Below are 21,510 nucleotides of genomic sequence, written 5' to 3' on the forward strand. Positions count from 1 at the left end.
CCTTATTCTCCGCCTAAAAAAACAGCCGCCAAACAGAAAAAAGCGGCACTTACGACACATGAAGAAAGCCCTTACAATTAGGGTAAGAAATTAATCAGAGAAACGATAGACAGGATTTAGGATGATACAAGGTAGAGTATAAATAAAGCTTTGTGTACTATCTTAAGAAATGTATGGCTAACGTTTGAGAGGGAGGAAAGCACAGCATGTTAAAGGCAAAAAAGAAAATCTTAGCGGTATTATCTACGACAGCGCTTTTCGCGGGTATTTTAGCCGGATGCGGAAGCAGCAATAAAGAAAGCGCTTCAAACGGGGAAGGTTCCACTACACTTACGCTTTTAATGGATAATCAAAGTCCTGCGGCAATGGAAGGGATCAAAGCTGTTGCAGGGGAATTTGAGAAAAAGTACAACATTAAGACTGAAATCGAAACTCGTCCAGGCGGTTCAGAAGGTGACAACCTAGTGAAAACACGTCTTTCTACTGGTGATATGACGGATTTGGTTTATTATAACTCTGGCTCGCTTTTACAAGCTTTGAATCCAGAGAAAAACTTTGTGGATCTTACAAACGAACCGTATATGGACAAGGTTATGGATACGTTTAAGACAGCGGTAACAGTAAATAAAAAAGTATATGGTATTCCATCCGGTTCCTTTAGTGCAGGCGGCTGGTTATATAATAAGAAGGTATACCAAGAGTTAGGTCTTTCTGTTCCAAAAACATGGGATGAGCTCATGGCAAACAATGAAAAAATTAAAGCAGCTGGCAAAACAGCGGTTATTGGCACATACAAGGATACTTGGACATCTCAGGTTATCTTTTTAGCAGACAACTACAATGTTCTAGCAGAAAGCCCATCGTTCCCAGAAGATTTTACAGCGAATAAGGCGAAAATAGCGACAACACCAGCAGCTCTTAGAAGCTTTGAAAAGCTAGAGGAAGTTAACAAAAAGGGCTACATGAACAAAGACTTTAATTCAACAGGCTATGAAGCAGGATTAAAAATGCTCGCTGACGGTACAGGCGTACACTACCCAATGCTTTCCTTCGCGTTAGCAAACATTGCAACACTGTATCCAGATCAAATTGATAACATTGGGTTTTTCCCGCAGCCTAGTGACAGCGCTGACAAAAATGGTATTACTGCATGGGCGCCAGCTGGAATTTATATTAACAAAGCGAGTGAACATGTAGACGAAGCAAAGAAATGGGCAGAGTTCTATGTTTCTCCAGAAGCTGTACAGCTATATATGTCTAAAGTAATGCCTGACGGTCCATCCGCAATTAAAGATACGCAGCTCCCAGAGAATGTGTATGGTGCAGTTAAGGATATGCTTCCGTACTTTAATGAAGGCAAAACAGCACCAGCTCTTGAATTCTTAAGCCCGTTAAAAGGACCGAACTTACCGCAAATCACATCTGAGGTAGGCGGCGGTATGAAATCGGCGAAAGAAGGAGCAAAATCATACGATAGCGACGTAGAAAAGCAAGCGAAGCAGCTTGGCTTAAAGGGCTGGTAATTTGACCGCTTGAGCATTTGGCACTTGGATGAGGCGCCCTGTCTCTTTAGGGCAGGGCGATGTTCTCCATGAATATAGAGAGGGGAGACAGTGTGATGAATAATAAGCTGATAAATAGAACGTACACATATAGCTTTTTACTTCCAGCCGGCATTATTTATTTCGTATTTTTCTTACTGCCTACCGTTATGTCCTTATTTTTCAGTATGACATGGTGGTCACTTACAGATTGGAAATTTATCGGATTAGAAAACTTTAAAACATTTTTGACAGAACCGTCTTTGAATATTGGATTTAAAAATACGATTATCTACGCAGTTGTGACATGTGGCCTTAAGGTGATTCTTGGATTGCTTCTTGGTGTATTCCTTAGCTCGAAGCTCAAAACAGTGGGCTTTATCCGTTCTATGGTCTTTTTCCCAACACTTTTAAGTACAATCGCGATCGGGATGGCATTTGCGATGATGATGCACCCAACGCAGGGACTGATTAACATGGCATTGAAAACAGTAGGGATTGTAGGTCCCGACTGGTTAGGTGACAGCAAAATCGCGCTTCTTTCCGTCGCATTGGTTGATGTGTGGAAGGGTGTAGGGATGGCAACGGTAATCTTTATCGCAGGGATTATGTCTATTCCAGAGGATTACTATGAAGCTCTTATGATTGATGGCGGAAACGCATGGCATAAGTTTTGGAATATTATTCTGCCGCTCAGCCGTCCTGCGATGAACTCCGTTATCATTCTAGCATTTATCGGCGGTCTTCGTTCCTTCGATTTGATCTGGGCAATGACAAAGGGCGGACCGGGCTTTAGCACAGACTTAATCGCTTCTATTATCTACAAGCAGTACCAAGCAGGCTTTTACGGTCTTTCCACAGCTGGAAACGTAATTTTATTCCTACTTGTTTCTGCATTGGCATTCCCACTGTATGCTTACTTGAACAAAAAAGAGGTGGATTTGTAATGAATAAGGCAGTTGCTCAATCTTCCGTACCGTCTATTGCTTCCGATACAAAAAAAGGATTAAACGGGAAAAAGCTTCGGAAGCTACTAACCGAATGTATCGCTGTATTATTAACTTTAGTCGTATTTGGGATTCCATTTTACTTTATTCTCGTTAATGCTGCGAAAAATACACAGGAGTCTGCGCTTCTCAATATGGCATGGCCAAGCTCCTTCCAGCTAGTAGAGAATATGAAGGCTGTATTAGAAGCGCAAAATGGCATGGTGATTCGAGCTTTCTTTAATAGTACTCTAATTACCGGATTTTCTATCATCCTATTAATTATCCTTGGTGCCATGGCAGGGTATGTACTGCAGCGTAAGGTAAGCAAAGCAACACGGTTTTTTGACTTTTTGATTCTTGCAGGGCTGATTATCCCGCCGGCAATTGTCCCGACCATTTGGGTATTAGACGGAATCGGCTTATTTAAAATCATGCCGGGAATCATCCTTGTACTGGTGGCACTGAATTTACCGTTTACAGTCCTGCTTTACAAAGGCTTTATGGCAACGATTCCGCGTGAAATTGATGAAGCGGCATTGATTGACGGCTGCAGCAGATTCCGCTTGTTTTTCTCAATTATCTTACCGTTATTAAAACCAGTTTCCGCAACAGTCATCGTATTGACTGCGGTAGGAATTTACAACGATTTTGTGCATCCGTTATATTTCTTTCCAGGTGCGGAAAACGCAACCATTCAGCTTACGTTGTATAACTTCTCAAGCATGTACAATACGCAGTGGAACCTGCTATTCACAAATATCGTATTAATCTCGCTTCCGCCGCTGATCCTATTTATTTTCTTCAACAAGAAAATCGTGGCAGGTATGACAGCTGGTTCTGTGAAGTAAGGTTGTATCCAATGTAAATCAAAGTATAAAACAAATACTGAATACTACCAAAGTGTTCAGTATTTGTTTTTAGGAATAGAAAGCTATGATGTAGATTTGGACGAAAAAGGATAAGACTGGGAGGAATACTTATGGCAAATGAAGCAAAAACTCAAGTGATTGATGATTTGGTAATTGAGCGTAACGAAGGCTTTATCGCGAAGTCTGAACAATTAAAGCCAGAGCTAGTAAGAGAAACGGTAAGACCACAAAATTTTATAGAGGTAGTAGCGGATCCATCTGTTATACATGGCTGGCGGGCGCAAGCTACCCAATCCCAAGAAGGACAGTTCTACGGTAAGGGCGATGAATTTATACTTGATTTTGGCACGCACCAGGTTGGATATGTGTCCATGCAAATTAGACCGGTTGGCAGCCCGCCTGATGCACCGCTTCGTCTTAAATTGACATTCGGTGAAATGCCAGTTGAAATGGCGGAGCCATTTTCAGAATATAATGGTTGGCTAAGCAGTTCATGGCTGCAGGAAGAAACGATTTATGTAGATGTGCTGCCGGCTCGTATTGAATTACCGCGCCGTTACAGCTTCCGCTATATTAAATTTGAAGTGCTGGATACATCGCGGAAATATCGTGTTGCATTTGATGATGTACAATGTCAAACAGTGACATCGGCTGATACATCCCGCGTTACCCCGCTTCAGCATGAGGATCCGTTACTGGCTCAGATTGATCAGGTGAGCATCAAAACGCTGCAGGATTGCATGCAGGATGTATTTGAAGATGGACCGAAGCGCGACCGTCGTCTATGGCTCGGAGATTTACGGCTTCAGGCATTAGCTAATTACGAGACCTTCCAAAATAATGATTTAGTAAAACGCTGCTTATATTTATTTGCCGGTGTGCCGGATAATAGAGGAAGAATTATGGCAAATGTATTTATTGCGCCATCATTAATTCCGGATGACATATACTTGTTTGATTATTCACTTCTATTTTCAACAACATTACATGATTATTATTTCGCTACGAACGACAAAGAGACGCTAGTAGAGCTATGGCCTAGCGCTTACCGTCAAATTGAATTGGCATTAGAGAGATTAGATGAGCGCAATATTGTACGGGACGATACATCGTGGTGGTCGTTTATTGACTGGCACCAGAAGTTAAACAAACAAGCTCCTTCACAAGCGGTGCTTATTCATGCGATAAAGCGCGCAATTGAAATGGCGAAGGTGCTCAGCAGCGACAAGCAGGCTTTCTTAGAACAGCGTCTGCAGGATATTGTAGCCGCAACGGTTACGCATCTATGGGACGAAGAAAAAGGCTTTTTCGTGAGCGGAGCGGACAAGCAAATTTCGTGGGCAAGCCAAATTTGGATGGTATTGGCAGAGGTGCTGGAGCCGGAGGAAAATCGCCAGCTTATGCTTCGTTTATTGTCGGAGAAGCCTGAGATTGGCCTCACAACACCGTATATGTATCATTATTTAGTAGAAGCACTTATTGTAGTAGGCGAGAAAGAAAAAGCAGTTGAACAGCTAAAAGCGTACTGGGGCGAAATGATCCATGATGGTGCAGATACGTTCTGGGAGTTGTATGACCCTAATAATAAAGACTTTTCACCGTACGGCAGTTATTTGATTAACAGCTACTGCCATGCGTGGAGCTGTACGCCGACTTATTTGATTCGAAAATACAATTTGTAGGCAGAATAACCTCAGGCTGACTAGAGGCTTGAGGTTATTTTTACTGTAGAAAAGAAAACCCTAGTAGGCATGGGGTTCTAAAGAGCTTTTAGCATGATATTAAATCACTTCCATCTTGAGCGTATTAAATGGGCGGTTATAGAAGTGAAAAAGGCCAATCCTCTGCTGCATATGGCAAACCCAAAGGTAGTTGCCTGTCAGTTTAGAAATGATGCCAATCTCTATGGAGCACTGTATCATTTTTTTAAGTGAAGAAAATTTAATGGTGAGTGAACGTATTCTATTTCAAATGCATAATCTAATCGCAAACCATTTAAGTATTAATGTAATATTTACCATAATATTTAGGAATTACCTATAGTGTTTATTAATGGAATAAGTAAGCTGCCAAACAAACTTAAGATTCTACCAATAATTTAGTTTAGTTGGAGTTTGTGGAGGTATTTTTCATTTTGCCTATTGCTATTTAAATAATATGCTGATAATATAAGGAAGTGTTAATTTGGAAAGCTAATTTTAGATATATCTGGATCTTTCCAAGCAGATAATTTTGACCACTTCTTTAAGGAAGTTAAGGCCATACGGACAGCCGGGTCAAATGCCGATTGGCAACTTTAGTTGCCTTATTGATTGAGTTAAAAGCTCAAATTTTATAAGTTGGTTACTTTACAACCAGTGCACATGCACATCAACTTGTGAAACGGTCAATAAGAGTAGTAAAAGTAATTATTTGCTATATAGACTCTGATCCTATAATGATATATTTTGAATATTAAAAAGCTTTCTGCCATAATGTCTCAGTAATTAATTGGTAGATGTATGCCTATGACCTTTTGTCATGGATATACTTAACTTTTAATATTAACGATTTATATCAAAAGCAAGTGTTGTGCGCGATTATGCGTTTTGCACTTGCTTTTTTTGTTGTTATGAAATTCTTCTTTGTACTGCAAAATCTATTTAGTGAGGAGATAAGAGAAATGGGTAAAGCACTTATTATTGGTTGTGGCGGAGTGGCTTCAGTAGCCATCCATAAATGTGTTCAAAACAGTGAGGTATTTGAAGAAATTTGTATCGCAAGTCGTACAAAATCAAAATGTGATGAGTTAAAAGCTAAACTAGATGGCGGCAAAACGAAAATTACTACAGCACAAGTTGACGCAAATAATGTGGATGAATTAATTGCTTTGATTGAAGAGGTAAAACCAGATATCGTTATGAACTTAGCTTTACCGTATCAAGATCTCACTATCATGGATGCTTGTCTTGCAACAAAAACAAACTATTTAGATACAGCAAACTACGAGCCGGAAGATACGGCAAAATTTGAATATAAATGGCAATGGGAATACCGCGAACGCTTTGAAAAAGCTGGTATTACAGCTCTTTTAGGCAGCGGCTTTGACCCAGGTGTAACAGGTGTGTTTTCTGCCTATGCGCTTAAACATCATTTTGATGAAATCGAGTATATCGATATTCTTGACTGTAATGCAGGGGATCACGGCTATCCTTTTGCAACAAATTTCAATCCTGAAATCAATATCCGTGAAGTTTCAGCTAACGGAAGATATTGGGAAAATGGTGAATGGATTGAAACTAAACCAATGGAAATCAAACGCGTTTATAACTTCCCTGAAGTTGGCGAGAGAGATATGTATTTGCTATACCACGAAGAACTTGAATCTCTTGCTGTAAACATTCCAGGACTTAAGCGTATCCGTTTCTTCATGACATTTGGCCAAAGCTACCTTACTCATCTAAAATGTCTTGAAAATGTAGGAATGACTTCCATTGAGCCAATTGAATTTGAAGGAAAACAAATCATTCCGCTTCAGTTCTTGAAAGCTGTATTACCAGATCCAGCTTCACTCGGACCACGCACAAAGGGTAAAACAAATATTGGCTGTATCTTCAAAGGTAAAAAGGACGGAAAAGATAAAACATATTATGTGTACAACGTTTGTGACCATGAAGAATGCTATAAAGAAGTTGGTTCTCAAGCAGTGTCTTATACAACAGGCGTTCCTGCGATGATCGGCGCAATGATGTTGATGACTGGAAAATGGAATAAACCAGGCGTATACAATATTGAAGAATTTGATCCAGATCCATTCATGGATGCATTGAACAAGTGGGGGCTGCCATGGAAAGAAGACTTTAATCCAGTTTTAGTGGATTCTGAGCCTATTAAAGATAAAGAAGCGGAGCTTGTTCGTTAAGATGCGGTTTGAAGAATTACCCACACCATGTTATGTCGTCGATGAAGGTCTGGTAGAAAAAAATCTAAAAATCCTAAGCGGAGTTATACAACGGACGGGATGCAAGATTATTTTGGCACAAAAAGCATTTTCTATGTATAAGATGTACCCTTTGATTGCAGAGTATTTAAATGGTACAACAGCAAGCGGATTATTCGAGGCTCGTCTAGGCTACGAGGAAATGGGCAAAGAAAATCATGTCTTTGCCCCTGCCTATCGTGATGATGAAATCGATGAAATTGTCTCGATTTGTGATCATATCATCTTTAATTCCTTTTCACAGGTGGAAAAGTTTAAAGAGAAAGTGCTGCAAGCTGGTAAAAAAGTCGGCTTGCGCATCAACCCTGAATGCTCCACCCAGGATGGGCATGACATTTATGATCCATGCGCACCGGGTTCTCGGTTCGGTGTAACCAAAGAGCAGTTTCGTCCCGAATTGCTTGAAGGTGTTTCAGGGCTGCATTTCCACACACTTTGTCAGCAGAACTCTGACGATTTAGCAAAAACTCTCGAAGCAGTGGAAGAAAAGTTTGGAGCATGGCTCCCGCAGATGGAATGGATCAACTTTGGCGGCGGTCATCATATCACGAGAGAAGATTATAACATCCCATTACTTGAAGAATGTATTAAGAGAATGCAGGAGAAATACGGTTTAGAAGTGTATCTTGAGCCAGGAGAAGCCATTGCCCTCAATGCAGGATACCTAGTTACGACTGTTCTTGATACGATTCAAAATGGAATTGATATTGCTATTCTTGACACTTCTGCATCTTGCCATATGCCTGATGTGTTGGAAATGCCTTATCGTCCTCCTCTTTTCGGGTCAGGAGAAGCAGGAGAGAAGCCATTTCTGTATCGACTAGGAGGCCAAACTTGTATGGCAGGCGATGTCATCGGAGATTATTCTTTTGACCAGCCATTAAAGAGCGGTGATCGATTAGTCTTTGGTGATATGGCAATTTACTCGATGGTGAAAAATACTACGTTTAACGGTATGGCACTTCCAGCAATTGCTATACAGGATAAAGACGGAGATTGTCAGGTCGTGCGCGAATTTGGATATCAAGATTTCAAAATGAGACTAGCTTAAAAGAATAATAGAAGTTATTACCTTAAAGGGAAGCACGTCCAGAAGATGTTGCTTCCCTTTAACATATAGAATCTTTTTTGACTGGATAAAAAAGTCCAAATTATTTTTGAACACTTAATATTCAGACATTTTCGAACAGATAATAGGTTATAATATAAACAAACTGGTAAAAGGAAGATGATATTTTGTTTTATAAGAGCCTAGAGTTCAAAAATGCTGTTGGAAAGAAGATAAAAATCATTGAAATTCCTGTATTAGGAACAGATAGTCCTTATCGTTTTATGATACAAGTCCATTTACAAACCTTTATTTCATCAATTTCCAATAAACCTCAAGGAAAAAGCTGCTATTCTTTTCGTGATTATTTGAAACGAAAAATGAGATGGCCTGATTTCAAGGAGTTATATAGCATTCACGAGTTTAAAAATAACGCTTAATTTGCTTCTGGTACAAATATGGTATGAGTTTGAAATATTCCTGCAGATTTGTTATGAAATCAAGGTTTACGCAGGAATTCCGAATAATTGATGAGGAATTTTACTTGATTTTGGACAGGCTTGTCCGTCCCGTAAAACAAGTTGCCCTTTTTCGACCATATACATGGCTTCTGTTCCAGAAATAATGAAGTTTGCTGTACTCTTTCTTTCATTATTAAATAGATTTATTAGAAAATAGAAAAAAGAAGAGTTAAAATAGATAAACCAAGGAAGCTTTACTCTATTAGAGAGTAGATTCTTCCTTGGTTTTTTTTACGGTACACGGCGGAGGTAATACCGTTGCTAGTTTGGAAGGAGATGAAATTGATTCACTTGTATGCGTAACATGGAAGAAACTTTAGATTGAGTTTCCAGTTTGTGTGTAGTTATACTTAAGACAGGGGCGTGGTGAAATATAGTCTCCTAAATGAAGAGAACAAAGTGTGTGTAGAGTTTCGGAACTTTAATTCTCAAAGATGATTCTGAATGTAAGCGTTCTTAAAAAGGGGAGAAGGTTTGATGATGAATGAGCGTTGTTTAATTATAAATGCCGACGATTTCGGAATGTGTCACTCTACCAATCAAGCAATCCGTACGTTACTTCTAGAAGGTTCTGTTACATCAGCAAGTCTTATGATGACATGTCCCTGGGTGACGGAAGCAGCTTCGTTTATCAAGCAGCATCCTAGTATGGATGTCGGTATCCATTTCACGCATACAAGCGAGTGGGAGCATTATAAGTGGGGGCCATTAAATACGGATCTAAAAACATTGGTGGATGAATATGGGAACTTTCCTGCAGCTACGCAGACAGTAGTTGCAAGGGCTGACGAGGATGAGCTTCGCCAAGAGGCGATTGCTCAGATGGAATTAGCATTACAAATGGGGCTTGATCCAACGAATATTGATAACCATATGGGGAGCATGCACCATGTTATGGATATTCTTCTAGAGCTTTGTGAAAGATACCAGCTTCCGTTGCGATATTCGAAGAACATAAATCCTCACCTTGCGTCTAGGGTAGGCTCTAATCATGAAGACATTGTACATAAAGCAGAGAAAAAAGGCATTGTGCTTCTTGATTATATCGAAATGCTGCCGTTTTTTCCGCAGGATGGAGCAGAGCCGGCATATGAGTTCACGAAAGAGGCGGCAATCAAATCTATTCAAGGATTAAAGGCAGGCGTTACGGAATTAGTGCTTCATCCATCACTCGATACGGATGAATTGAAAGCGATTACGAACACCTGGAAGGTTCGTAGATTTGAATTTGATGTTTTCCGGGATCCAGAGATTCAAGCGTTGTTAAAAAAGGAAGAAGTGAGATTGGTTCATTGGCGGGACCTTCGGGATTTGCAGCGGGCGTAATAATGCTCAGCGACTCTCCATCCATATTCAATCGGGTAAGTGAGGGACCATGCTATCCTCTCGCCTACCCGATTTTACACTTTAAGAAGGATTATAAATTTCCAGCTAGAGGTGAGTTCGGCGCAGCAGGAAATTTTACGAATAAGGTATCAGTGCAGCTACGCCTCTGTCTTCGCCTAACGGCTCGCCAATCGGCGAGTTTTCTTTAGTTTTCCTAATCAGAGAAACTGCTCGGTCTAGTTTTTAGGGAATAATAGCGGCTGATTTTCATCGCAGTAGAACGATCAGATATCAAACTAATAAATTTTCATAAGGGAAAGAGCTACTATGTTGAATACGAAAAGAAACTGGAACACACTAGTAACATTTTTACACCAAAACTTGTATCGCCGCATCGAGAGCAGTATACGATACAAACTCATGGTTCTCATGCTTGTAGTCATGATTGTGCCATTACTATTGTTAATTATATTTGCAATTAACGTGTCTCAAAGTACTTTTGAAAGGGAAATTGTAAACTCGAATCAATCAAGAATTGTGTTAGCTGGAAAATATGTAAATGAAAAGGTGAGGCAAAGTGATAAACTCTTATACTCTAGTCTAGTAGATGAAAAGCTGGTCCCTAGTATCAGTGATACGAAGAGAGATCTGTCCTTACAGTATAATGCATGGGACTATATTGAGGATAAGTTATTTTCTTTCTATTATGGAACTGAACATATTAGGAGTATTTCATTGTATTCGAAAGAAAATCATATAGTGTATTCCTTGCAGGATGATAATTATTTGGTGGATGAAATCAATGATACCGCTGATTCTAAGTGGGCGCATTTAGCGCAGAATTCATCTTACAGCTTTAAAAGTGATGAAGCGAAACAAAGCTTTACTTTGACACGCAGCATCATTCGCTTTGAGGATCGGCAAATCGTTGGCGGCATATCAATAGATATGAAATGGGATTTAATTGACGGTGTAATGGATATGTTGGAATCAGAAAAGGAAAGCTCTGTATTTTTATTAAATCAAAAGGGGCACATTATTTACAATCCTAACAAAGTAGAACAATCACCTGTTAATTTTCAAAAGGTCATCAAACAAATAAATAGCAGTAAGAATGATATTTCTTATTTTAAAACAAAAAAAGCTTATATTTTTTTTCAAAAGGCCGTAAATAATGAAGTGATCATTGTCAAGGTGATTCCCAATAAAATTATTCTAAGCGGGTCGATCAAAACACTCACATACGGGATTATTATTAGCATTTTTTCTATCATCCTTACGGTTAGTTTATCTATTACTATATCACTTAGAACGACAAAGCCGATTATTGAGCTAGCCCGCGCCATGCAGGAGGTAGAGGATCATAATTTAGATGTAAAAGTTGAAGTGCACAGCAGGGATGAGATTGGTTTACTTGAAAAAAGATTTACGTCTATGATCCATAGAATTAAGGAATTAATTGAAAGGGAATACAAAAATGAAGTAGAAAAAAGAAATGCTCAATTTATGGCCTTACAGGCGCAAGTGAATCCTCATTTTTTATATAACACACTGCAGCTTGTTGGCGGGATGGCCGTGGCTCATAATGTCCCTAAAATTTACTCTGTTGTGAGTGCATTAAGTGATATGTTTCGTTATATTACGAGAAAGCATGGGGACCTGGTTTGGATTGAACAGGAGATGGAGCATATCAAAAATTACTTGTATATACAGGAACTGCGCTTTGAAGGAAAAATAGAAACGGAAATTTTTGTAGAAGATGGAGTTGAACATGAGTATATTCCTATGCTATCGATTCAGCCTATTGTAGAAAATGCCTTTAAGCATGGATTTGAAAAGAAGACAGGAGTATGGAAATTGTCGATTGAAGTGCAAAAGGTGTTTGAAGATATCGAGATTGTAATTAAGGATAATGGAGTCGGGATAGAAGAGGAGCGGTTACAGGGGATTAAGAGACAGCTGCAGTCCAATATAGATTATCCTTTAGAAGCAAAAGGAAGTATAGGTGTAAAGAATGTGGATGCAAGGATCAAATTATCTTTTGGAAATGATTATGGCCTTGATATTACAAGTGAGCCTGGTAACGGGACGCAAATACTCATGAGAATTCCTATTACGAAGACTTTGGAGGGGTAAGAAATGTTCAAAACCATAATTGTTGATGATGAAAAATGGACAAGAGAGGTTATTAAGCAATTTGGAAGGTGGGAGCAGTATAATATTGAAATCATTGGGGAAGCGAGTAATGGAGAGGAAGGATTACAGCTTATTGAAAAGCTGTCTCCAGATATTGTGATTACCGACATGAAAATGCCAGGAATGGATGGGATGGAACTGCTTCAAATTCTTACTGAACGTTTTCCTCATATTCAGCTTATTGTAGCGAGCGGCTATAATGATTTCATTTACATGAGACAGGCTATCCATTCAAGGGTAAATGAATATTTACTGAAGCCGATTCATGAAGATGAATTAAACCTTGCTTTAGAAAAATGTACAAAGGAAATCAAGAGTCAGCAGGATTCCTATGCGTATCAGCCTTTTTCTTTTACGAATCATAATCTTTCATCTTTAATTAGAGAATATAAAAAAACAGTCACGTCTTTTTTGCAGGAATCCAATGTACTAGGATTTGAAAGTGCGCATCAACGATTTTATGGAGAGTTAAAGAAAATGGATGGAATTGATAGGAATGTTCTGTTCAAAATCCATCATGAGTTCATTCTTATGTTAGAAGAGCAAATGCTGAAAAATAATTATAATGTTAACGATATTTTTGAAAAAAATAAAAGCTTATACGATAGATTGGAAACGTCTCTTGATCGGATGATTGAGCAGCACCAGACCTTGGGAAAACACTTTATAGAATATATGATTCAAATGAATAAACGGAAAAATAGGGTGAACTTGGGGGAGATTAAAGAATATATAGAGAGAAATTTTACAGATTCCCATATTTCCCTTGAGGTATTAGCAAACAAGTTCTTTGTCAGCAAGGAGTATTTAAGCAAAGCATTTAAAAACACATATGGATGCAATATTACAGAATACATTATCAGCCATCGCATGGAGCACGCCAGGAAGCTGCTGCTTGGTAATGAACTGCAAATCAAGAGCATCGCGCAAATGGTCGGATATGAAGATGTGTCTTATTTCTATCGTGTTTTTAAAAAATATTTCAAGCTCTCTCCAGGTGAAATGAGATCGAGCTAAAAAATTACAAATGGAGATTAAGCTAAAAAAGTACAAATGAAAGCGCTAATATTTTGAATTTTCGAGATGATCGTAAAAGGTTACTATAGAGACAGGTCATACATTATCAAACAGGAGGTCATCTAACATGAAGAAAGCGATTTCAACGTTACTTGCCTTGACTACAGCGGTCGGTTTGTTGGCTGGTTGTTCATCCGATGCAGAGTCTACTTCCAGTAAAAGCGGGGCTGCAGAGGGGAAAAAGGTTGAGCTAAAGCTCTTTATTGCTCAACCAAGGTTTAAAGCTCAATACGAAAAGTATTTGGAGCAGTTTAAGAAGAAGGAGAAGGCAGAGAAGAACATTGATGTAACAATTAAACTGGAACTACCGAACCAAAACCAAGCAAGCCAATTGTTAAAAACGCGACTTGCTTCTGGTGATAGTCCCGATGTTTTTGCTTTACATGCGATTAATGATATCCCTCTTTTCGATAAAGCCGGGTACTTGGAAGACCTGTCTAATGAACCATTCGTTGATAAATTATACGATACGATTAAGCCCGCTGTTACGAGCAATGGAAAGGTTGTAGCAGTCCCATTAGAAACACTTCAATGGGGATACTTATATAATAAGAAAATGTTCAATGACTTGGGCTTAAAAGTACCACAGACCATTTCAGAAATGAAAGAAACAGTTAAGGTATTGAAAGAGAAAAAGATTACTCCGTTTTTATTAACTTATAAAGATGTGTATGTTCCGCAATTATTTTTACCGTTAACGGTAGGTGCAGCTGTAAATACTGATCAACCTGATTTTATTGATAAAATGAGTAAAGGTGAAGGTTCATTCTCAGAGTTGAAAAATATGTTTGACATCATAGATCTAGTTAACTCTAACGGGACAGAACGGGCTTTGGAGGTTGGCGCAGATCAGGGAGCATCTGATTTTGCAAATGGCAAAGCGGCTATGTGGGTGCAGGGGCCGTGGATGGCAGAATCTATTATGAAAGCAAATAAAGATTTTGAGTTTGCTGTTGCCCCATTACCTGTAAATGATAATCCGAAAGCAACTTTGTTAAATCTTAGTACATCTACATCACTTGCTGTATCAAAGCTAAGTAAGAATAAGGAAGTTGCAAAGGATTTAGTGAATTACATTTTAGATGATAACGATTCCAGTGACTTTTATAAGAGCCTTGGCTTCAATGCAGTCGCAAAAGTTCATAATTTTGAACCATATGCTTGGATGAAGGAAGCAAATGACTATGTAAAGCAAGGACAGGCTTATCAAGATCCGGCTATTCCATCTGCGGTAAAGGATGAGTCACAAAAGCTGTTACAAAGCTATTCTGCCGGCAATACGAAAAAAGAAGATGTTGTGAAGGGCTTGGATCGAGCTTGGGAACAATTTGAAAAGGTTAACAAATAAAACTTTGTCTATCATTCTAGTAGCTCAGATGGCTGAGCTACTAGAATTAAAACAGGGTTCTAGTGAGGTGTGAATGATGTTGCAGCTGAAAAAACAAAGCAGTGAGATAAGGCTTGGACAACCACAGTTAAGTATTAAAAGCGCATTAAGTACGAAAAAATCGAAAGGAACACTTAGCTTAATCCTATTTGTTCTCCCAGCATTTCTGTTTTATTGCATATTTTTATTGATTCCAATGATCGGAGCTGGAATGTATAGTTTCACAGACTGGAACGGTCTGTCACAAACCTACAAATTTGTAGGGTTCAGTAATTATATTGAGGCATTTCGAGATGATGTTGATTTCCGTCATTCCTTCTTCTTTACACTCAAATATACAGCATTTATGTTTGTATTTCAAAATGCAGCCGCATTGCTGCTGGCATTATTGATTGAGTCCAGAGGAAGAACAAAAGGCTTTTTCCGAACCATTTTCTTTATGCCTAATATGTTAAGTTTAATTATTAGTGCGTTAATGTGGTCATTTATCTTTACGAGTGTTCTTCCAGAGCTTTCTAAAAAAGCCCTTCTTGGTTTTTTGGATCAGCATTGGATTGGGGATGCCCAGGTTTCCTTTTACTCCATTCTTATTGTGTCGTTATGGCACGGAATTGGCTATATGATGGTTATCTATATGGCAGCATTGCAGGGGGTTCCGCAGCATCTGAAAGAGGCGGCTATGATTGACGGAGCAAATTCGATTCAAAGACTCTTCCATATTACAATCCCTATGATTATGCATGCGGTGACAATTTGTGCGTTCTTAACATTGAACGGGGCGTTTAAAGTTTTCGATGTTGTTTACGCTCTTACAGCCGGCGGGCCGGGAAGAGATACACAGGTTATGGCCTTGAATATTTATGAAGAAGCATTTTCTAATAATTTTAGATACGGATATGCGAATGCAAAAGCGATGATTCTGTTTCTTATTGTGTTGGTTATAACATTGATTCAAGTGAGAGTATTGAAAAAGAAAGAGGTGGAATCATGATAGTAAAACGCTTATTCTCTATTGGTGCTACACTGCTGCTGGCAGTATTTGCTGTCATTTCATTTTTCCCCATTTACATGGCTATCGTTAACTCCTTTAAAACACAAGGAGAAATCTTTAAATCTGTGCTCTCGTTGCCTACCAAACTTCACTTTGAAAACTATACGGGCGTATTCGATCAGCTTAATTTATTCCACAGTGCCTGGAATACAATCATTGTTACGGTTGTGGGGCTCGCAGGAATTGTTTTTTGCGGATCGTTAGCTGGATATAAATTAGCTAGAACTTCCGGTAAATTAAGCAATATCCTTTTCTCTTTATTCATCGCATCCATGTTGGTGCCATTTCAATCGATTATGGTTACCCTGACCAAAGTAGCAAAAGGATTGTCCGTTCAAGGGTCAACATTTGGATTAGGTCTTATTTATATAGGACTTGGAGTGAATATGGCGGTATTCCTGTACCATGGCTTTATTAAAACGATCCCGAAGGAATTAGAGGAAGCTGCTAAAATTGACGGTTGTAATGATTTTCAAATATTCACAAAAATCATCTTCCCTCTCTTGAAACCGATTACTGCTACAATCCTGATTCTAGATATATTATGGCTATGGAATGACTTCTTATTGCCTTTAATTATGCTGACAGATGTGAAAAATTATACGTTAATGTTATCCATTAACATGCTGTTTGGTGAATATAACAATGATTGGCCAAAAATTCTTTCTTCTCTCGTGATGACGGCTCTGCCAGTTGTTATTTTCTATGCGATTTTCCAGAAATACATTCTAAAAGGAATTGCAGAGGGAGCTATTAAGTAACCTATCAAGTTGTTTGAAAGAGGAAAGGCGGTGGATCGTATGCAGAAACTTTTATACGGAGTAGCGTATTATGACGAATATATGCCCTGCGATAGATTAGAAAAAGATATTCAAATGATGAAGGATGCCGGGATTAATGTGGTACGGATTGCCGAGTCAACCTGGAGCACTCACGAACCGCAAAACGGAGTATTTGATTTTACATCGGTTAACAGAGTACTTGATGCAATGCATGAAGCAGGAATTAAAGTTATCGTGGGAACCCCTACCTATGCGGTTCCCACCTGGATGGTCAAGGAGCATCCTGACGTATTGGCGATTACTCCGCAAGGACCAGGGCGATATGGCGCTCGTCAGATCATGGATATTACGAACCCGACATATTTGTTTTATGCCGAAAGAATTATTCGCAAATTAATTGGGCATGTCAAAGACCACCCTGCCATTATCGGCTATCAAACCGATAATGAAACAAAGCATTACAATACGTCAGGGCCGAATGTTCAGCTAGCATTTGTGAAATACATGAGAGAAAAATTCGAAACGCTGGAGCATGTAAATGCAGCCTTTGGACTGGATTATTGGAGCAACCGAATTAATAGCTGGGAAGACTTTCCTTCGGTGGTCGGAACGATTAATGGCAGCTTAGGTGCTGAATTTGCCAAGTTTCAAAGGAAGCTCGTAACCGATTTTCTTGCCTGGCAGGTTGCGATTGTAAATGAATATAAGCGCCCGGATCAGTTTGTCACGCAGAATTTTGACTTTGAATGGAGAGGCTATTCCTACGGTATCCAACCGAACGTTGATCATTTTGAAGCATCCAAAGCATTTGATATTGCGGGTGTGGATATTTACCATCCGTCGCAGGATGATTTGACAGGAATCGAAATCTCGTTTGGCGGAGATGTGGCACGTTCCATGAAGGGAAACAATTATCTTGTAATCGAAACCGAGGCACAGGCCTTTGTAAATTGGGTACCATACCCCGGTCAACTGCGCCTGCAGGCATTCAGCCATCTGGCTTCCGGGGCTAATATGGTTGCGTACTGGCATTGGCATTCGATTCATAACTCCTTCGAGACCTACTGGAAGGGATTATTGAGTCATGATTTCGAGCCAAATCCCGTATACAACGAAGCGAAAACAATTGGAAGAGATTTTGAAAAGCTTTCACCGCATCTGGTTAATCTCAAGAAAAAGAATAAGGCGGCTGTTCTTGTCAGCAACGAGTCACTCAGTGCAATAGAATGGTTTAAATTTAATTTTGCCAGCTCCAAGAACTACAATGATGTGGTACGAATGATGTATGACGAGCTGTACAAAATGAATATTGGCTGTGATTTTGTTCATCCAGCCAGCGAAAATCTTGAAGACTATACGCTGTTGGTTGTTCCGGCATTATATACTGCGTCTGACAGCCTGCTGAAGAGATTAAATGAATTTGTGAAAAACGGCGGCCATATCGTGTATTCCTTCAAAAGCGGGTTTACTGATGAAAATGTCAAAGTGAGAACAACGCGACAACCAGGCATTATTAGCGAGGCTTGCGGCATTACCTACAGTATGTTTGTCGAACCGAAAAACGTTTCCCTGAAAGGCGATCCATTTGAGGTAGGGGCAGAAAATAATTATATCGAAACTTGGATGGAACTGATTATTCCTACAACAGCGGAAGTATTAGCTTACTATGATCATCCGCATTGGGGACAATATGCGGCAATTACCCAAAATCATTATGGGAAGGGCATTGCTACATACATTGGGTGCATGACAAGTGCGGCTGTGATGAGAAAGGTATTGGAGCATGCTGTGAAACAAGCGGGCATATGGGGAGCAGACCAGAACCTGGAGTTTCCAGTGATTACTAAGTCAGGTATCAATCAGCGCGGCAAGGTCATTCGTTATTACTTTAATTATTCTGATTGTCCTGTTACTTTCGAATATCCACATAATGATGGATTTGAATTGCTTACAGATACAGCAATAAAGAATGGACAGCCAATGGAAGTCGATGCATGGGGTATTATCATTATCGAGGAAGATTAATAGTTTCGTATAGATGAAAACAAAAAAATAGATAGGGACATATGGATGTAGTACTTTGAAAGGAGCAGTGAATATGAGTGATAAAGAAATTAAGTGGATTTCTACATCAAGACAGGCCTATTGGAGAGAAAAACAGCCTGTTAGGGCGGTGGAGGGTTCTCCTAATCTAACTTTGACGGATCTAAAGCAGCAGGTAGTTGAAGGCTTTGGAGGATGCTTTAATGAATTAGGAATGGCAGCTCTGCAGCATTTGACAGAAGAGGATAGAAATAAGGTATATGATGCTTTGTTTTCTCCTGATGGGGACTGTAAATTTACCATTTGCCGACTGCCAATCGGGGCAAGCGATTATGCATTGGAATGGTACAGCCATAATGAAGTAGACGGCGATTATGACATGGAATATTTCAATATTGAGCGGGATCGTAAATACCTTATTCCCTATATAAAAGAAGCTTTAAAACGCAATCCTGATATCAAGCTATTTGCTTCTCCTTGGAGCCCGCCGACATGGATGAAGTTCCCTAAGGCTTACAACTATGGAACGCTGCGCTGGGAGCCGGAAGTGCTGGGAGCATATGCCCTGTATTTTGTAAAGTTTGTAGAAGCATACGCACAAGAAGGAATTAAAATTGATCAGGTTCATGTTCAAAATGAGGTAGCGGCTGATCAAAAATTCCCTTCATGCCTATGGACAGGTGAACAGCTTCGCGAATTTATCCGCGACTATTTAGGACCAGCATTTGAAAAGCATGGGCTGGATACAGAAATATGGCTGGGAACAATAAACGGAAGAGTGGAAAAATTATTTACTGAATCATCAGAGGATTATAATTCTTATGCAAATACTGTCCTCAGTGACCCCGAGGCTTATAAATATGTTAAAGGGGTGGGCTATCAATGGGCAGGAAAGTATGTTATCCAGCAGACGGTCCAAAGCTATCCTGAATTACGCTATATGCAAACAGAAAATGAATGTGGTGACGGGAAGAATACATGGGAGTATGCACACTATGTCCACAGTCTGTTCCGCCACTATTTTGTAAATGGTGTAAATAGCTATGTTTATTGGAACATGGCATTAGAACCAAAGGGGCCAAGCACCTGGGGCTGGGAACAAAATTCAATGATTACTGTTGATCCTGAATCAAAGCAAGTGACAAATAATCCAGAATTTTATGTAATGAAGCATTTTTCTCACTTCGTTGAAAATGGAGCAGTCAGAATCGAAACGAAGGGGCCTTGGACAGGTAATACAATTGCATTTGAAAACCCTGATGGCTCTAAAGTTATTGTGGTATCTAACCCGTCTAAAGAGGTACGAGAGCTCCGGCTTGCTGATGGCGGCGTGACGCATCAATTGATGCTGGAGCCAGAGTCATTCAATACGATTGTTTTGGAATAAATTAAGAATCCGAATCTTATCCCTTAAATAGCAATGAGCATGTGGTCATCTAGTAAGTATAGGATTATTTCTGCAAGGTCTAAAATGATCCCTATGTACACAAAAAGACGTGTATGTGGGGATTTTCTTATGGTAGAATTTCTTTCTATGTCATTTGATATTTCATGAATGAGCTTTGCAAGGTATACATCTGGTTTAATAAGGAAGTAAAAAAATATAAAAAAAGCTATTTTCAAATCATGATTTATGTTGTACTATAAATAAGCGTTGCCGGACAGGCTGCTGCAATAGAAGATATATTCAACACGGAGAGCTGTCCGAGAGGCCGAAGGAGCACGATTGGAAATCGTGTATACGTCACAAGCGTATCGAGGGTTCGAATCCCTCGCTCTCCGCCATTATTGGCCCGTTGGTCAAGCGGTTAAGACACCGCCCTTTCACGGCGGTAACACGGGTTCGAATCCCGTACGGGTCACCAACATATGGAGGATTAGCTCAGCTGGGAGAGCATCTGCCTTACAAGCAGAGGGTCGGCGGTTCGAGCCCGTCATCCTCCACCATAAATAAGCGCCCGTAGCTCAATTGGATAGAGCGTCTGACTACGGATCAGAAGGTTATGGGTTCGAGTCCTTTCGGGCGCGCTTGAACGGGAAGTGGCTCAGCTTGGTAGAGCACCTGGTTTGGGACCAGGGGGTCGCAGGTTCGAATCCTGTCTTCCCGATATTTGGGGCCTTAGCTCAGCTGGGAGAGCGCCTGCTTTGCACGCAGGAGGTCAGCGGTTCGATCCCGCTAGGCTCCACTTTAATATTAATATCATGGCGGTGTAGCTCAGCTGGCTAGAGCGTACGGTTCATACCCGTAAGGTCGGGGGTTCGATCCCCTCCGCCGCTACCATAGAGATGCGGGTGTAGTTTAATGGTAAAACCTCAGCCTTCCAAGCTGATGTCGTGAGTTCGATTCTCATCACCCGCTTTTGCGGGCCTATAGCTCAGCTGGTTAGAGCGCACGCCTGATAAGCGTGAGGTCGATGGTTCGAGTCCATTTAGGCCCACCATTTATTCTGCAATAGCTCAGCGGCGAGCGATGCTTCGTCGAGTCGGCAGCGAGTTGTACGCGCCGAGCAACTTCCTGAGTCATCTTCCGAGATGCGGACAGGAAAACAGGGTAAGTAGATGCATACCGAATGCATCATATGCAGAGATATTCGAACTTCTTTTACCGTAAATTCCCTTGTTGAAAGGTATTGCGTAAATATGAAGGACATGATATATTTTTCTTCTGCTGCTAATGAAATATGTAAGCAGCGAAAAAAAC

General features: G+C 40.0%; 15 protein-coding genes, 9 tRNA genes and 1 pseudogene. All 25 read left to right on the top strand.

What is annotated here, in order from left to right; translation table 11 throughout:
* The first annotated feature begins 206 nt into the window (after positions 1–206).
* A complete protein-coding gene (locus AC6HZ4_RS03415; protein WP_497493655.1) occupies positions 207–1,523 on the top strand; it encodes an ABC transporter substrate-binding protein in 1,317 nt (438 codons plus the stop codon).
* A gap of 95 nt (positions 1,524–1,618) precedes the next feature.
* Positions 1,619–2,488 (top strand): carbohydrate ABC transporter permease, encoded by an 870-nt coding sequence (locus AC6HZ4_RS03420; RefSeq protein ID WP_497493656.1) that lies wholly within the window; start codon positions 1,619–1,621, stop codon positions 2,486–2,488.
* A complete protein-coding gene (locus AC6HZ4_RS03425) occupies positions 2,488–3,378 on the top strand; it encodes a carbohydrate ABC transporter permease (protein ID WP_497493657.1) in 891 nt (296 codons plus the stop codon). Before AC6HZ4_RS03420 ends, AC6HZ4_RS03425 begins: the two co-directional genes overlap by 1 nt.
* 131 nt (positions 3,379–3,509) lie before the next feature.
* Positions 3,510–5,081 carry an alpha-L-rhamnosidase-related protein gene (locus tag AC6HZ4_RS03430; RefSeq protein ID WP_497493658.1) on the top strand — a complete coding sequence of 524 codons (1,572 nt, stop codon included), beginning with the start codon at positions 3,510–3,512 and terminating at the stop codon, positions 5,079–5,081.
* A gap of 114 nt (positions 5,082–5,195) precedes the next feature.
* Positions 5,196–5,333: pseudogene (locus AC6HZ4_RS03435) on the top strand (ROK family protein); the annotation flags it as partial.
* 728 nt (positions 5,334–6,061) lie between these two features.
* The gene (locus AC6HZ4_RS03440) at positions 6,062–7,300 is read left to right on the top strand and encodes a saccharopine dehydrogenase family protein (protein ID WP_497493659.1); all 1,239 of its coding nucleotides are present in this window, start codon (positions 6,062–6,064) and stop codon (positions 7,298–7,300) included.
* A gap of 1 nt (position 7,301) precedes the next feature.
* Entirely contained in the window at positions 7,302–8,429 is a 1,128-nt protein-coding gene (gene nspC, locus AC6HZ4_RS03445) for a carboxynorspermidine decarboxylase (protein ID WP_497495585.1), read from the top strand.
* Positions 8,430–8,614: 185 nt separating this feature from the next.
* The gene (locus AC6HZ4_RS03450; RefSeq protein WP_497493660.1) at positions 8,615–8,866 is read left to right on the top strand and encodes a DUF2535 family protein; all 252 of its coding nucleotides are present in this window, start codon (positions 8,615–8,617) and stop codon (positions 8,864–8,866) included.
* Between the two features lie 558 nt (positions 8,867–9,424).
* Positions 9,425–10,273 carry a polysaccharide deacetylase family protein gene (locus AC6HZ4_RS03455; RefSeq protein ID WP_497493661.1) on the top strand — a complete coding sequence of 283 codons (849 nt, stop codon included), beginning with the start codon at positions 9,425–9,427 and terminating at the stop codon, positions 10,271–10,273.
* A 327-nt stretch (positions 10,274–10,600) separates the two neighbouring features.
* Positions 10,601–12,409, top strand: a complete 1,809-nt coding sequence (locus AC6HZ4_RS03460; RefSeq protein ID WP_497493662.1) for a sensor histidine kinase — start codon at positions 10,601–10,603, stop codon at positions 12,407–12,409.
* Positions 12,410–12,412: 3 nt separating this feature from the next.
* Positions 12,413–13,486, top strand: a complete 1,074-nt coding sequence (locus AC6HZ4_RS03465; RefSeq protein WP_497493663.1) for a response regulator transcription factor — start codon at positions 12,413–12,415, stop codon at positions 13,484–13,486.
* A gap of 127 nt (positions 13,487–13,613) precedes the next feature.
* Entirely contained in the window at positions 13,614–14,894 is a 1,281-nt protein-coding gene (locus tag AC6HZ4_RS03470; RefSeq protein ID WP_497493664.1) for an ABC transporter substrate-binding protein, read from the top strand.
* A gap of 73 nt (positions 14,895–14,967) precedes the next feature.
* Positions 14,968–15,924, top strand: coding sequence for a carbohydrate ABC transporter permease (locus AC6HZ4_RS03475; RefSeq protein WP_497493665.1), 957 nt, complete (start codon positions 14,968–14,970; stop codon positions 15,922–15,924).
* On the top strand, positions 15,921–16,745 hold the full coding sequence (locus AC6HZ4_RS03480; protein WP_497493666.1) for a carbohydrate ABC transporter permease: 825 nt from the start codon (positions 15,921–15,923) through the stop codon (positions 16,743–16,745). The genes AC6HZ4_RS03475 and AC6HZ4_RS03480 overlap by 4 nt, the downstream gene beginning before the upstream one ends.
* Positions 16,746–16,784: 39 nt before the next feature.
* A complete protein-coding gene (locus AC6HZ4_RS03485) occupies positions 16,785–18,791 on the top strand; it encodes a beta-galactosidase (RefSeq protein ID WP_497493667.1) in 2,007 nt (668 codons plus the stop codon).
* Positions 18,792–18,864: 73 nt separating this feature from the next.
* Positions 18,865–20,196 carry a glycoside hydrolase family 30 protein gene (locus AC6HZ4_RS03490; RefSeq protein WP_497493668.1) on the top strand — a complete coding sequence of 444 codons (1,332 nt, stop codon included), beginning with the start codon at positions 18,865–18,867 and terminating at the stop codon, positions 20,194–20,196.
* Between the two features lie 307 nt (positions 20,197–20,503).
* A tRNA-Ser gene (locus AC6HZ4_RS03495) sits at positions 20,504–20,594 on the top strand.
* A gap of 5 nt (positions 20,595–20,599) precedes the next feature.
* Positions 20,600–20,674: transfer RNA gene (locus tag AC6HZ4_RS03500), tRNA-Glu, on the top strand.
* A 6-nt stretch (positions 20,675–20,680) separates the two neighbouring features.
* A tRNA-Val gene (locus AC6HZ4_RS03505) sits at positions 20,681–20,756 on the top strand.
* 7 nt (positions 20,757–20,763) lie between these two features.
* A tRNA-Arg gene (locus tag AC6HZ4_RS03510) sits at positions 20,764–20,837 on the top strand.
* Positions 20,838–20,843: 6 nt separating this feature from the next.
* A tRNA-Pro gene (locus AC6HZ4_RS03515) sits at positions 20,844–20,917 on the top strand.
* A 5-nt stretch (positions 20,918–20,922) separates the two neighbouring features.
* Positions 20,923–20,995: transfer RNA gene (locus AC6HZ4_RS03520), tRNA-Ala, on the top strand.
* Between the two features lie 18 nt (positions 20,996–21,013).
* Positions 21,014–21,090, top strand: a tRNA-Met gene (locus AC6HZ4_RS03525).
* Between the two features lie 7 nt (positions 21,091–21,097).
* Positions 21,098–21,168, top strand: a tRNA-Gly gene (locus tag AC6HZ4_RS03530).
* Between the two features lie 5 nt (positions 21,169–21,173).
* Positions 21,174–21,250: transfer RNA gene (locus AC6HZ4_RS03535), tRNA-Ile, on the top strand.
* Positions 21,251–21,510 lie beyond the last annotated feature (260 nt).

The organism is Ectobacillus sp. OTK (assembly GCF_059698935.1).